Origin of the sequence: Lentzea fradiae (assembly GCF_900100955.1) — a bacterium.
In the GTDB taxonomy this organism is placed as follows: Bacteria; Actinomycetota; Actinomycetes; order Mycobacteriales; family Pseudonocardiaceae; genus Lentzea; species Lentzea fradiae.
Genome location: NZ_FNCC01000006.1, coordinates 211,582 through 224,836, shown reverse-complemented (window position 1 = coordinate 224,836; position 13,255 = coordinate 211,582). Strand labels below are relative to the sequence as shown.

11 protein-coding genes are annotated in these 13,255 nt (G+C 71.1%); 5 read left to right on the top strand and 6 right to left on the bottom strand.

Going from position 1 to position 13,255, the window contains the following annotated elements; translation table 11 throughout:
* Positions 1-26: 26 nt before the first annotated feature.
* A complete protein-coding gene (locus tag BLT23_RS15585) occupies positions 27-680 on the top strand; it encodes a fasciclin domain-containing protein (RefSeq protein WP_090049809.1) in 654 nt (217 codons plus the stop codon).
* Between the two features lie 58 nt (positions 681-738).
* Here the strand turns inward: BLT23_RS15585 and BLT23_RS15580 are convergent, their stop codons facing one another.
* Positions 739-1,314 (bottom strand): TetR/AcrR family transcriptional regulator, encoded by a 576-nt coding sequence (locus BLT23_RS15580; RefSeq protein ID WP_176946767.1) that lies wholly within the window; start codon positions 1,312-1,314, stop codon positions 739-741.
* A gap of 77 nt (positions 1,315-1,391) precedes the next feature.
* On the opposite strand from BLT23_RS15580, the gene BLT23_RS15575 reads away from it, so the two are divergent.
* On the top strand, positions 1,392-2,630 hold the full coding sequence (locus tag BLT23_RS15575) for an NADH:flavin oxidoreductase/NADH oxidase family protein (protein ID WP_090049805.1): 1,239 nt from the start codon (positions 1,392-1,394) through the stop codon (positions 2,628-2,630).
* Positions 2,631-2,694: 64 nt separating this feature from the next.
* Here BLT23_RS15575 and BLT23_RS15570 read toward each other — a convergent pair whose 3' ends face one another.
* Both BLT23_RS15570 and BLT23_RS15565 read right to left on the bottom strand, forming a co-directional pair.
* On the bottom strand, positions 2,695-3,897 hold the full coding sequence (locus BLT23_RS15570) for a serine hydrolase domain-containing protein (protein ID WP_218133761.1): 1,203 nt from the start codon (positions 3,895-3,897) through the stop codon (positions 2,695-2,697).
* 121 nt (positions 3,898-4,018) lie between these two features.
* On the bottom strand, positions 4,019-5,155 hold the full coding sequence (locus tag BLT23_RS15565) for a serine hydrolase domain-containing protein (RefSeq protein ID WP_090049803.1): 1,137 nt from the start codon (positions 5,153-5,155) through the stop codon (positions 4,019-4,021).
* 185 nt (positions 5,156-5,340) lie between these two features.
* Between BLT23_RS15565 and BLT23_RS15560 the strand changes: the two genes are divergently transcribed.
* The 3 genes from BLT23_RS15560 (at position 5,341) to BLT23_RS15550 (ending at position 7,491) form a co-directional block, all read left to right on the top strand.
* Positions 5,341-6,552: a sensor histidine kinase gene (locus BLT23_RS15560; RefSeq protein ID WP_090049801.1), complete on the top strand. Its 1,212-nt coding sequence runs from the start codon at positions 5,341-5,343 to the stop codon at positions 6,550-6,552.
* Positions 6,540-7,196, top strand: coding sequence for a response regulator (locus tag BLT23_RS15555; RefSeq protein WP_090049798.1), 657 nt, complete (start codon positions 6,540-6,542; stop codon positions 7,194-7,196). The genes BLT23_RS15560 and BLT23_RS15555 overlap by 13 nt, the downstream gene beginning before the upstream one ends.
* 64 nt (positions 7,197-7,260) lie before the next feature.
* Positions 7,261-7,491, top strand: coding sequence for a hypothetical protein (locus tag BLT23_RS15550; RefSeq protein ID WP_090049797.1), 231 nt, complete (start codon positions 7,261-7,263; stop codon positions 7,489-7,491).
* Between the two features lie 509 nt (positions 7,492-8,000).
* On the opposite strand, the gene BLT23_RS40030 is transcribed toward BLT23_RS15550, so the two are convergent.
* The 3 genes from BLT23_RS40030 to BLT23_RS15535 are packed head-to-tail and all read right to left on the bottom strand — an operon-like array spanning position 8,001 to position 13,227.
* Entirely contained in the window at positions 8,001-8,390 is a 390-nt protein-coding gene (locus BLT23_RS40030; RefSeq protein WP_143035945.1) for a hypothetical protein, read from the bottom strand.
* Positions 8,390-12,934: an RHS repeat-associated core domain-containing protein gene (locus BLT23_RS15540; RefSeq protein ID WP_090049794.1), complete on the bottom strand. Its 4,545-nt coding sequence runs from the start codon at positions 12,932-12,934 to the stop codon at positions 8,390-8,392. Before BLT23_RS15540 ends, BLT23_RS40030 begins: the two co-directional genes overlap by 1 nt.
* Positions 12,931-13,227, bottom strand: a complete 297-nt coding sequence (locus tag BLT23_RS15535) for a type VII secretion target (protein WP_245743976.1) — start codon at positions 13,225-13,227, stop codon at positions 12,931-12,933. Before BLT23_RS15535 ends, BLT23_RS15540 begins: the two co-directional genes overlap by 4 nt.
* Positions 13,228-13,255: the final 28 nt, after the last annotated feature.

The following is a 13,255-nucleotide window of genomic DNA, read 5'->3' as shown; positions in this document are numbered from 1 at the left end:
CGAAGACCCCTTGGAGATGTCTCGTCATGAAGAAGACCGTTCGCAGCACCGCTCTGGCCCTCGGCGCCGTCTCCCTCGCCCTGTTCGGCGCGGCGTGCGGTTCGGAGGACACGGCCGCCAGTGGCGACTCTTCGACCACGTCCGTCGCCACCTCGACGGCGCCCTCGTCGTCGGCGATGGCCGATCCGGCGAGCACCCTCGTCGGCCCCGGCTGCGCCGACTACGCGAAGCAGGTCCCGTCCGGCGCGGGCTCCGTGGAGGGCATGGCCGCAGACCCGGTCGCGGTCGCGGCGGGCAATAACCCGCTGCTCACGACCCTGACCAGCGCGGTGTCCGGCAAGCTCAACCCGAAGGTCGACCTGGTGTCGACGCTGAACGGCAGCGAGTTCACGGTCTTCGCGCCGGTCGACTCGGCGTTCGCGAAGATCGACCCCGCGACGATCGAGACGCTCAAGACCGACGACGCCCTGCTCACCAAGATCCTGACCTACCACGTGGTCCCCGGTCAGATCACGCCCGACAAGATCGCGGGCGACCAGAAGACCGTGCAGTCCGGCACCGTGAAGGTCACCGGTTCCGGCGACGCGCTGAAGGTCAACGACGCCAACGTGATCTGCGGTGGCGTGCGCACCGCGAACGCCACCGTCTACCTGATCGACACGGTGCTGCTCCCGGCCTGACGGCCTCGATCCGCACAGAGGCGCACCCTCGTCGAGCACGGGGGTGCGCCGTCGTGGGTCAGTCGGGCCGTCCGAGGGTGAGGGTCTCCTGGACGACCTCGCGCACGAACTCGTCGACGTCCTGCTGCGGCGGCGGTTTCAGCGATCCGTCCACCAGCAACAGCGTGAGCCCCTGCGCGAGCGCCCAGACCCCGGCGGTGAGCGCCGCCGAACCGGGACGGCCGGTCGCGGCGGTGACGCTGTTCTCCACCACCGCCTTCATCGCGTCCTCCGCGGCCCGCGTCCGCGGGTTGTCGCTGCACAGGTGCGCGACGGCCAGGCGGTACAGGCCGGGATGGCCGAGGGCGTACCGGACGGCGGCGGTCGCGACGGCGGTGATCTCGTCGCCGGGATCGGCCGCGGACACGGCGGCAGCCAGTTCGCCTCTCAACTGGTCGAAGCAGTGTTCGGCGAGTGCTTCCAGCAGCGCTGCCTTGTCCGCGTAGTGGTTGTACGGCGCGTTCGGCGACACGCCTGCCGCACGGGCCACGGCGCGCAACGACAGCTGCTCGGGCCCTGACGTCTCCACCAGTTCCAGCGCCGAGGCCAGCAGGCCCGCCCGCAGATCGCCGTGGTGATAGCCGGTGCGACTCATCTTGACAGTGTACATATCGGGTGGGCTATGTTGACGCTGTCCATAATGTGGACAGCGTCAACACAAAGGGAGCCGTGATGGGTCTGGACACGCCGCTGGAGCTGCCGAACGGCACGAAGCTGCCCAACCGCGTCGCGAAGGCGGCGATGGAGGAGTTCCTCGCCGCCGACGGCCAGCTGCCGGGACCGGAGCTCGCCGAGCTGTACCGGCGGTGGGCGGAGGGCGGCGCGGGCCTGCTCATCACCGGGCACGTGATGGTCGACCACCGGGCGATGGCCGCGCCCGCGGACGTCGTGCTGGAACGCGACACCCCGCTGGAACCGTTCCGGCGCTGGGCGAGCGCGGCCCGCTCCGGCGGCGGCCAGGTCTGGCTTCAGATCAACCACCCCGGCCGGGTCGTGAACTCCGACCTGCCCGGCCCGGTCTGGTCGGCCTCGGACGTCGCGGTGGACATCGGCCGGTACTCCCGCCTCTACACCCCGCCGGCGCCGATGACGCCCGAGCGGATCGAGGAGACCGTGCGCAGGTTCGCCGACACCGCGCGGATGGCCGAGGCCGCCGGGTTCACCGGCGTGGAGGTGCACGCCGCGCACGGGTACCTCATCAGCCAGTTCCTGTCGCCGCTGACGAACCGGCGCACCGACCGGTGGGGCGGGAGCCTGCGCAACCGGGCCCGCCTGCTGCTCGACGTCGTCACCGCCATCCGGCGCGAGGTGAGCAGCGGGTTCGCGGTCGCCGTCAAGCTCAACACCGCCGACTTCCAGCGCGGCGGGTTCGACGCGGACGACGCGGCACGGGTCGTGGACATGCTCTCGGAGCTCGCGGTCGACCTGGTCGAGCTGTCCGGCGGTTCGCTGGAAAGCCTGGCCACCAACGGGCACGCGGCGGACGGCAGCACGCTGGCCCGGGAGGCGTACTTCCTCGACGCGGCCACGCCGATCCTCGCCACCGCGAAGGTGCCGATCATGATCACGGGAGGGGTGCGCCGCCGGACGGTCGCGGAGAGCGCGCTGGCGCGTGGTGCCGCCGTGGTGGGGGTGGCGACCGCCCTCGCCGTCGATCCCACCCTGCCCGTACGGTGGTTGCTCGGCGAGGAGGCCGCCGCGGAGGTCACCCCGGTGCGGTGGCGGGACAAGGCGATCGCCGCGGCCGCCACCCAGGCGACCGTGCACTGCCGGATCGCCGCGCTGGCGAAGGGCGACGCGAACCCGAAGCAGGCGCACCCGGCGATGGCGTTGCTCTGGGAACGCCGCCGGCGCCGCGCCGCACTGCGCCGCTATCGGTCCTGGTTGGACAGCCGGGTCACGGCGAACTGACCGGAAACGCAAGCAAGCAGGCCGGGACGAGTCCCGGCCTGCCCTTCCTTACCCCAGGAAGGCATTACTTGGCGCACAGCGCCTTGTCGAAGACCGAGATCACCTCCATCACGCCCGCCTCGTCGTTGGTGGCGGCGATGGTGACCGCGCGGCCGTCGGGCGTGATCGCGGCACGGGTCTGGAAGCCGTCCGCGTCACCGCCGTGGCCATAGGCCGTGATCCCGCAGCTGAGCTTCATCTCGATGACGCCGAGGCCGTACCGCCACCCCGGGAACAGGGCCGTCTCCACCGTCTTGCGCATCTCTGCGAGCTCGCGCGGCTTGAGCAGCCGGCTCTCCAGCGCGACGAGGAACTTGTTGATGTCGCTGGGGGTCGCGATCATCTGACCGGCGGCACCGGCGATCGACGGGTCGAACCGAGTGATGTCGACCAGCTTGCCGGGGATCGGCTCGCCCTTGTCCGTCTTCTCGAACAGGTACCCGCGGGGGTGCGGCGAGCGGATCTCGCGGTCACCGGGGCCGGGGTAGTAGGTCTCCTTCAGCCCGGCCGGCTTGATGATCTTCTCGGTGATCACCTCGGCGAGGGGACGGCCGGTGACCTTCTGCACCAGCAGGCCCAGCGTGATGTAACCGGTGTTGCTGTAGGAGAAGACCCGCTCCTGGCCGGGCGCGAACGCGGGCTCCCGCGTCAGCGAGGCGTCCAGCAGCTCGCGTGCCTCGAAGTACCGGTCCTTGACCGGCAGGATGCCCTGCGACAGCAACGGCATCTCGGAGGTCATGCCGCTCGTGTGGTTGAGCAGCTGCCGGACCGTCATGTTCCCGCCGTGGACGGACGCGCCGTCACCGGTGCCCCTGATCAGGCCCGGCAGGTGCTTCTCCACGGTGTCGTCGAGCGCGAGCTTGCCCTCCCCGGCCAGCTGCAGGGTCGCCACCGCGGTGAACATCTTGGTGATGCTGGCGATCCGGACGTGGCCGTCGACCGGGACCTTCGACTTCGTGCGGATGTCGCCGACACCGGCGGTGTAGTCGGTGACCCGGCCGTTGCGGTCGCGCACCGACATGAGCACACCGGGCACCGAGCCGTCCTTGACGATGGCTTCGAGCTCCGCCTGCAACGCCCTGTCGTGACCGGGCCGCGGCTTGTCCGACGGACCCGCCGAGGCGACCGAGACGGCCCCGAGGCTCGCGACCGCCACCGCCGCCAGCGCGGCGGCGACCACGCCACGCCGCCCGCGCACGGAACCCGTGCGGGTTCTCAGACCTTTCAACAAGACGCACTCTCCAAATAGGACTGACTTGCGAACACGCACAGTCTTTCGGCGGCGCCCGCGTCCGCACGATCCCGCGCACTGCCCAACCGGGGTACAGCCAGCACCACCCCGATGGTCGTCAGCTCTTGCACAGCGCGGCATCCAGCAGCGCGCTGCGGTCGGCGGCGACGGACTTGTCCTTCACCGAACCGTTGAGCGACGTGACGACGAGGGTGGCCGTGCGGCCGTCCTCGGTGGCACCGTTGACGGTCGAGTAGCCCTGGATGTCGCCGCCGTGGCCCCACGCGACCACACCGCAGCTCAACGGCAGCCGGAACAAGCCGAGTCCGTAGCCCGCGCCCGAGGGCGCCTCCGGGTCCAGCGGGATCGTGTCGCGCATCTGGGCCAGCTGCGCCGGTGCGAGCAGCTTCCCGTCCAGCAGTGCGCGCAGGAACGTGTTGAGGTCGTCGGGAGTGGACACCAGATGGCCCGCGGCCCAGCCCCAGCCCGGGTCCATCCGCGTGATGTCGACGAGCTCGTCGGTCGCCATGTCGCGCTGATAGCCCCGCGCGTGCCGGCCGTGCAGGTCGCGTTCGCCGACCGCGGGCGCGTAGGTGTCGCGCAGGCCGATCCGCTGGATGACCCTGGTGGTCACCAACTCGTCGAACGGGCGTCCGGTGACCCGCTGGGCGATGAGACCGGCCAGGACGTAGTTCGTGTTGCTGTAGGACCACCCGCCGCCGGAAGGACGGCCTTCCTCCATGCCGTTGGCCAGGTCGACCAGCTGCCGCGGCTCGAAGTAGACGTCCCGGTACTCCAGCAGGGTTTCGATGCGGGGGAACAACGCGTCGGTGTACTCGGGCAGGCCGCTGTCGTGCCGGAGCAGCTGGCGGACCGTGATCTTCGAGGCGTCGACGTTCTTGCCGTGCACCATTCCGGGCAGGTACTGCTCGACCGACGCGTCGAGGTCCACCTTGCCCTCACCGGCGAGCTGCAGCACGAGCACGGCGGCGAACATCTTGCTGGCGCTGCCGATCCGCACCCTGCCGTTCACCGGCACCTTCGCGCCGGTGCGCAGGTCGCCCGCCCCGGCCGTGTAGTGCCGGGTCCGGCCGTGCCGGTCGCGCACCGCCGCCAGCGCGCCGGGGTGCCGGTCGGGGCCGACGAGCTTGTCGATGCCCTGCTGAAGAGCGTCGGGACGGGGTTCCGCCTGACCGGCGGGGACGAACACGAGGGCACCGGCCGCGGCCAGCACGGCCGCCGTGGTGGCGACCACGCGGCGGTACCGCGCGTGTTTCGGTTGAGAAGAAAGGGATTTCACAAGAACCGGAGTCTGTTCGCGTCCGTCCGGGCGAACAATCCAGCCTGCTGGACGAACCGGGGTGCAGGAGGCACCCCTCTTCCGCCGCAAGGGCTTCCGGCGGCCCCGAGGTCGGTTAGGGTCCCGGCCGGGGAGGTGTCATGGCTCGGGTCCGGGAGCGTCTGCGGGCGTCGCTCGACGTCGTCGTGCGCCTCGTCGGCGGGTTCGGCACGGCGTTGCTCGCGGTGGCCGCCGTCGTCGTGCTCGGCGTGGTCGCAGTGCTCGGCCTCCTGGGCGTCGGCGTTCTGCTGCTGCCAGCGGCGTTGCAGGCGCTGCGATCGGTCGCGAACCGGGAACGGGCGCGGCTCGGCGTGCTTGACCCCGGACCGGTGCCGCGCTCGGCGCGGGCCGCCCTGCGCGACGTGACGGTGCTGCGCGAGCTGGCCTGGCTCCCGCTGCACACCACCCTCGGCCTGGCGGCGGGGTTCCTCGGGCTCGCGCTGCCCGCTTACACGGTGCAGAACCTGACGTACCCGCTCTGGTACCACCGGCTTCCGCCGTCGGACAACAGGCCCGACCTCATCTTCTGGGCCGTCACCGACCTGCCCAGCGCGCTCGGCGTGGCCCTGACCGGGTTCGGTTACGCCGCCCTCCTCGTCGTGGCGGGGCCGGTGCTCGTGCGGCTGCAGGAGTGGCCGGGACGCCAGCTGCTGGCGCCGCCCGCGGGTGCCGACCTCTCGTTGCGGATCGCCGAGCTGACCGCGACCCGTGCCGCCGCCCTGGACGCGCACGCCGCCGAGCTGCGCCGCATCGAGCGGTCGTTGCACGACGGCACGCAGAACCGGCTCGTCGCGGTGAACGTGCTGCTCGGCGCCGTCCGGCGGGCCGTGGACCGCGATCCCGCCGCCGCGCACGCCGCCCTCGACCGCGCCCAGGACGCCGCCGAGCAGGCGCTGTCCGAACTGCGCGCGGTCGCCAGGAGCATCCTCCCGCCGGTGCTGGCCGACCGCGGGCTCTCCGGCGCCCTGACGGGCCTCGCGACCAGCTGCGCGGTGCCGTGCGAGATGGTGGTGGACGTCCCCGGCCGGTGCGCGGTCTCGGTCGAGGCCACCGCGTACTTCGTGGTGGCCGAGGCGTTGTCCAACATCACGAAGCACAGCGGCGCCACACGGGCGGTGGTCGAGGTGGCCGGAGCGGGTGACCGGCTGCGGCTGCGGATCACCGACGACGGCAAGGGCGGCGCGGACGAGACCGGCGGGTCGGGTCTGGCCGGCATCCGCCGCCGGGTGGAGGCGTACGACGGCCGGTTCACCTTGGACAGCCCGTCGGGAGGACCGACGACGATGCGAGTGGAGCTGCCGTGCGGATCGTGATCGCGGAGGACGACCCGTTGCTGCGCGAGGGTCTGGCGTTGCTGCTGCGCGCCGAGTCGCTCGACGTGGTGGCGACCGCCGACACTCCTGGCTCGTTCCTGGCCGCCGTGACCGAGCACGAACCGGACGTCGCCATCGTCGACGTGCGGATGCCGCCCACGCACACCGACGAGGGCATCGTGGCGGCCGTCGAGGCACGACGCCGCCGCCCCGGCCTGGCGGTGCTCGTGCTCTCGGCGTACGTGGAACAGGCGTTCGCCACCGAGCTGCTGACCGGCGGCGCCAATCGCCTCGGCTACCTGCTGAAGGAACGGGTCGGCCGGGTCGACGAGTTCCTCACCGCCCTGCACCGGGTGGCGGGCGGCGGCACCGCCGTGGACCCCGAGGTCGTCGGCCAGCTGCTGGCCCGCAACCCGCACACCAGCGCCCTCGGCCGGTTGAGCCCGCGGGAGCGGGAGGTCCTCGCGCTGATGGCGGAAGGGCTCGGCAACGCCGCCATCGCCGAGAAGCTCTGCGTCACCGAAGGCGGCGTGCACAAGCACATCCGCAACATCTTCGCGAAGCTCGACCTCACCCCGGACGACCGCGCGGACCGGCGGGTGACGGCCGTGCTGCGCTACCTCGAAGGCACCGGGGCGAGATGACGCGTCAGGCCCGGCGCCAGACCTCGTCGGCCCGTGCGCCGGCCTCGGCGGTGAAGTAGTCGCCGTGACCCCGGCGCTGCGCGAACGGGAGCTGGCCAAGCACGACGGCTTGATCGAGGTCGTCGTGCGCGGCCTGCGTGACCGTGGCGTCCCCGACGGCCTCGCGGTCCTGGCCGCCCGCACCGGCTGGGCCGCCTGCCACCACGCGGTCCCGCGGTGGCTCGCCGAGCCCTCCACCGGCCTGGACGCACACCTGCTGCAGGCGTTCGAGGACCTGCGGACGCTGTCGCGGTAGCGCGGCACCGAACCTGATCGGGCGACGCCGGACCACCCCCACGGCGACACCCCTTGCGTCGCAAGCCACCGTGTATGGCGTGGCTGAGGAGCCGGTGACGACGGCACTGCTGCGCGGCACGCTCGAGTACTGCGTGCTCGCGCTGGTCGCGGAGCGCGAGATGTACAGCACGGAGCTGCTCCGCCGGATCAGCGACGAGCTGCGGCTGACGGCGAGCGAGGGCGCGATGTATCCGTTGCTGTCGAGGCTGCGCAAGTCCGGGAAGATCGCCAGAGGACGCCGGGCTGTCCGTGGCGTCGCCGCCGGCAGTGGCGGAGGTGGGGGACCGTCGCGGCGCCGGCTCGCGCCGAGGCCGGATCATCGCGCTGGTGGGCGTCCTCTTGTTGCTCGTCTTCCTCGCGGTGATGGTCCTCTTCGTGCAGGACACCGGGGGTGGCGAGGCATCCGCGCCGGTGAGCGTCGTGTTCGCACCGAGGTGACAGCATCGGCGTCCACCGCGCCGCAGGCGTTCAGCCCGCCAGCCGGGCCGTCCATCCGCCGTCGAAGACCGGCTCCATCCCCACCTCGAACGCGTCGCCGACCGCCAGCGCACCCGCCGCCCGCACCGCTGACTCCTCGATGTCCGTGAAGTTCAGCTGCACGTGCACCACCTCGGCCGACCACCCGGTGACGTCCACTCCTGCCTCGGCCACCAGCCGCAGCCCGTCAGCCACCCCGGCCAGCGCGGCCGCGACGAGCTCGTGGTCGGTCCCCGGCTGCAACGACGAGGAATCCGCCGGATCCACCTGCCACACGACAGGTTCCACCCCGGCGACCACTCGCACCCGGACCTGCCCGAAGTACCCGACGCCGCCCTTTTGCCGCTTCAGCACGAACTCACCGGTGCGGCCATCGAACATCACGTGCTCCTGGTGTTGGTGAACAGGTGGAACACCGAGCCGCGGAAGTAGTGCTCGTTGCCGTAACGGCCCGTTCCGCGCGTGACGTGATCGTAGTCGTGGTTGCCGCCCGAGTTCCACAGGTCAGTGGCCGCGTCATCGTCCATTGTGGTCATGTCGGCGTGCCGCAGGTTGTCGTAGTCCTCGCCCCGGATCCGGTGCTCGATGATCTCCAAGTCGGACGGTCCACCCGGCCTGCCGCTCACGTTCTCCAGATACCGCTCGGCCTGCGCCCGGTTCTCCCAGGCGTACAGACCTTCGCCGAGCTCCGAACGCGGGCGGCCCTGAGGATCGACGCCGGACGGCCACGGTTCGCCGCCGTGGTTCAGCAGACGATCGGCGTCGGACGGACCTTGCACGCTGTAGAACGTGCGACACGGCGACATGCCCATCGGGTCGGTCGCGGACAACGGGTTCGGCACGTACGCCTGCGGGTTCGGCGCGGGTGCCAGCCCCAGCGGGTCGATCGACGTATAGCGGCCGGTCTCCGGGTCGTAGTAGCGGGCGTTGTTGTAGTGCAGGCCGGACTCGGCGTCGTAGTACTGGCCGGGGAAGCGCAACGGCGTCGGAGCCGCACCCCGGGAAGCGCCCCAGATGTTGGCCTGGCGGCGCCACGCCACTGTGCCGTCGGCGGACACCAGTTCGGAGACCGCGCCGACCAGGTCCGTGACGATCGAGTGGAACTCGCGGTCGAACCACGCCTGGTCCGCGCCGCGCACGCGTTCGGTCTGGCAGATCGGGTTGAACGTGCCCGGTTCCCAGTCCCACGTCGTCGCGGTGCCTGCCGTGGTGATCTGCTCGGCGACGACCAGGCCGTCCCAGCAGAAGTCGACGCGTTCAAGACCATCGGCGCGTAGCTTGGCGATGCGACGGCCGAGCGGGTCGTAGAGGTAGCGCCAGCGCACGCCGTCCGGGGTGACGACCTCGACCAGGCGGTCGTCCGCGTCCCAGGTGTAGTGCCACGTGTCGGGCTTGGCGGACAGGCGTTTGCGCTGCCGCTGGACCACGCGGCCTTGGTCGTCGTACCGGTAGCGGATGTTGCCGGCCGCCATCAACGCCGCGCCCGCGTACTGGCGCGGGCCCTGCGCTTCGCCACCGCCGGGCCACACGGCGCTGGTGATGTTGCCGGTCGCGTCGTAGGCATAACGCTCGTGCCAGCCGGGGCCGGTGACCTCGGTGATGCGGGAGCCGTCGTCCAGCGCCATCCGGCGGTCGCCGGCGAGCAGGTCGTCGACGCCGACAACGGTTCCGGCCCGGTCGTAGTGGTAACGGCGGCGCTGCACCTCGACGTCGTGCACCGCGACTGCCTGCGTGTCGAGGCGTTCGCCGACCCAGCCGCGGGTGATGGCGGTCAGCGCGTCGACGGTGCGGGCGGTCTCGCGGCCTGCGGCGTCGTAGCCGAACGAGATCGTGTGGCTGCCGGTGTGCAGCTGTTCGGCGAGCGCTGAAGTGCCGTACCGCCAACGGGAAAGCACGCCGGTCGGGGTCGTGCGGGAAGTACGGCGGCCGATCGCGTCGAACGTCGACAACACGCCCCGGCCGTTGACGCTCTCCTCCAGCACACGGCCGAGCGGGTCGCGGCGCAGGACCACATCGGCGTCGCGGTTGCGGGCGCGGATGAGCCGCCCTACCGGGTCGTACTCGAACGTCTCGACCACGTCACCGAAACGGCGTTCGCGGACCTTGCCCACGTTGTCGCGCAGGTACGCGATCTCCTCGCCGCGGCCGTTGACCTTGCCGACCAGCTGACCGGCGGCGTCGCGGCGATAGCGGATCGTGCGGCCGTTGAAGTCGTGCTCGGCCACCAACCGCCCGGCCGCGTCGTACTCGTAGCGCCAGACCTGGTTGTGCGCGTTGGTGACCGAGGTGAGCCGCAGCAGCTTGTCGTAGGAGAAGACCAGCCGCGAGCCGTCCGGGAACGTTCTGGTGCGCGGCAGGTCGAAGTGCGTCGCCGTCTCGGTGCTGAACCGCCCGGTGGCGTCGCGGTACTCGACCTGGTTGCCCTCACCGTCGTAGCGCCACACCTCGGTCGCGCCGTCGCCGCCGGTGCGGCTGAGCAGCTTGCCCTCCACCGTCCACGTCAGCTTCGTGACCCGGCCACCGGGTTCGATGATCGTGGTGACGCGGCCGAAGTGGTCGCGGTGGTAGCGGGTGATCCGGCCGTCGGGGTCGATCTCCTGCACCGGCAGGCCGAGCCGGTTGCTCTCGGTCCGCCGGACCCGGCCGAGCGGGTCGGTCACAGCGGCGAGCTGACCGAGCTCGTCGTACTCGCACCGGGTCAGCTCGCCCGTGGGGCCGGTGACCGACGTGACCCGGCCCGCCTCGTCGTAGGTGCGCCGCCAGATCGCGCCGTCGGGGTCGATCGTGACGAGCGGACGGCCGTTGTCGTCGTGCTCGGCGCGCAGCTGGGTGCCGTCAGCCCGGGTCCACACCGTGAGGTTGCCGCGTTCGTCGTACTCGTAACGATCCGTCCGGCCCAACGGGTCCGTTTTGGACACCAGCTGGTCGCGCTCGTTCCATTCCTGCGTGGTGGTGTTGCCGAGCGGGTCGGTGGTGGCGAGGATCTGGCCGCGCCGGCTGATCACGTACTTGGTGACGTTGCCCAGCGCGTCCGTGAACCGGGTGACGCCCTGCTCGTACTCGAAGGAGCCGTCGAGGAACCCGTCGGCTCCTTCGTTCGCGGTACAACGGCCCTGAGCGTCGTAGCGGTAGCGGTACCAGCCGCCGTTGCGGTCGATCCACCGCACGATCCTGCCGTCGGCGTCGTAGTCGAACGTCAGTGCCTGACCGGAGGAGTTGAAGACCGCGAACAGGTTGCCGTTGTGGTCGTAGCGGTACTTGACGAGTGTGGTGCCCTCGCCGGTCTCCGGGTTGCGCAGCCGCAGCTCGGTGATCCGGCCACCTTCGGTGTCGACGTCGACGTGGTAGCCGCCGCTGTGCCGGACAGCTTTGAGGTCACCGGACGGGTGCCGTTCGAAGTCGATCCGGTGGTGGTCGCCGCGGTCGGTGATCGCCTCCAGATGGCCGGTGTCGGCGAAGTGAAGCTTCTGGCCGTTGTCCGTGCGCTGCACCAGATACCCGCTGGAAGTCCGGGACAACGGCCAGCGCGGCCCTGTCACCGGCAGCACCTCGGTGGCCTGCGGGTTCGGGTAGACGAGGATCATGCCGTCGTCCGCGACGAACACCAGTCCCTTGGCGTCCGCTTCGACGCGCTGCGACAACGAGCTCGCCCACGATCGACCGAACACGGTTCCCGCCGTGTACGACGAGACGTGCGTTCGCCGGACGACCAGCGGCAGAACGCCCGGGAGTTCCACATCGGACTGCCCGAGCACCATCTCGCCGGAGGCGACGTCGATCGGGTCGTTCTCGCAGACGCGGTTCGGTTCCTGAGCCCTGGTGGTGTCCGGGTTGTCCGGCCGGCTCGGGCTGTCGGCGTCCGGCGACGAGCCGGGCTTCGCCGAACCGGGCGAGGAGCTGGACGAGCTGTTGCCGCTGGGCGAGGTCGCGTCCGGACTGCTGCTCGGCGGGCTGGAGCTTGTCGGGCTGGAACTTGTCGCACTTGAGGTGCTGGACGGCGAGGTCGTGCTCGATGGTGACGTCGTGTCCGGCGCGCTCGACGGAGACGTGGTGCCGGACGGGCTGGTCGTACCGGGCAAGCTGTGGGGCGTGCCGGGGGCGTCCACAGAGGACGGACGTACGCCATCGGGAGCGTGCACGCCATCGACACCCTTGGCACCCCTGCGCAGCGACCCGAGCCCCTTCTTGATCGCCGCCCAGATCTCGTCCAGCTTCTTCAGCAACGGCTGGAGCTTGCCGATCGACCGCACCAGCTTCTGGATGAACTCGCTGATCCGCCGCACCCACTTGGCGATCAACGCGATCGCCTCCGGCAACACGGCGGCGGTGCCGATGCCCAGCGTGCCCGCGATCTCCGCGATCCACCGCGGAATCCGCGCGATCAACGTCGCGATGCACTCCGCGATCAGGTCCCGCACCGTCTCCCGCACCACACCGACCAGCACGCCGACGACCTCGACCACCGTGCCGACGGTGCCCGCCGCGTCCGCCGCGCCGGCCAGGTGCTCCGCCTCGGCCTTCGCGCTGGCCCGGTAGGCGTCCGCGGTCGCGCCGGTCCAGCCGGAGGTCCCGGTCTCGACCTCACGCGTGAAGTCCTGCGTGGCCGTGCCGATCGCGGCCGACACGTTCCTCCACGTCGCCGCGTACGACGCGATCGTGTCCGGATCACCCGCCAGCCAGTCCAATGCGTCCGACAACGGTTTGACGTGCTCCATCAGCCACGACACCGCGTACGACAACAGCGTGCCGACCGGGTCGGTGATCAGCCCGAGCGCCTCCATGCCGGCACCGGCGAGCCCGAGTCCCGCTTCGAGCCACGACCCCGACTCGATGCCGGACTTGACGTCGTTGACCGACTCCAGGATGCCGATGCCGGTGACGCCGGTGGTGGAGTCCTGGCGTTGCGCGACCAGCGGGTTGCTCATGAGCCGAACGCCTGGCTGTTGGTCTCGTCGACCGCCTCGTACGCCGTCGCCGTCTCGCGGATCCCGGTCGCCGTCGACTCCATCGCGGACACGGCCTCGGAGATGGCGTCCATGCCCATCTGCTCGACGGGATCGACCATCGGCGGGAAGAACTGGCAGATCACGCCGTACGCCCCGGTCGGCAGGCTGACCGTGCGCGCGGCGTCGAGCGCCGTCGACAGCTTGTCCCTGATCCCGTCCAGGCGCGCCGCGTGCGCACGCAGTTCCTCCGGCACCAGCTCGAATCCGGTCACGACAATCCCCTCCCCTGTGGATTGGCCG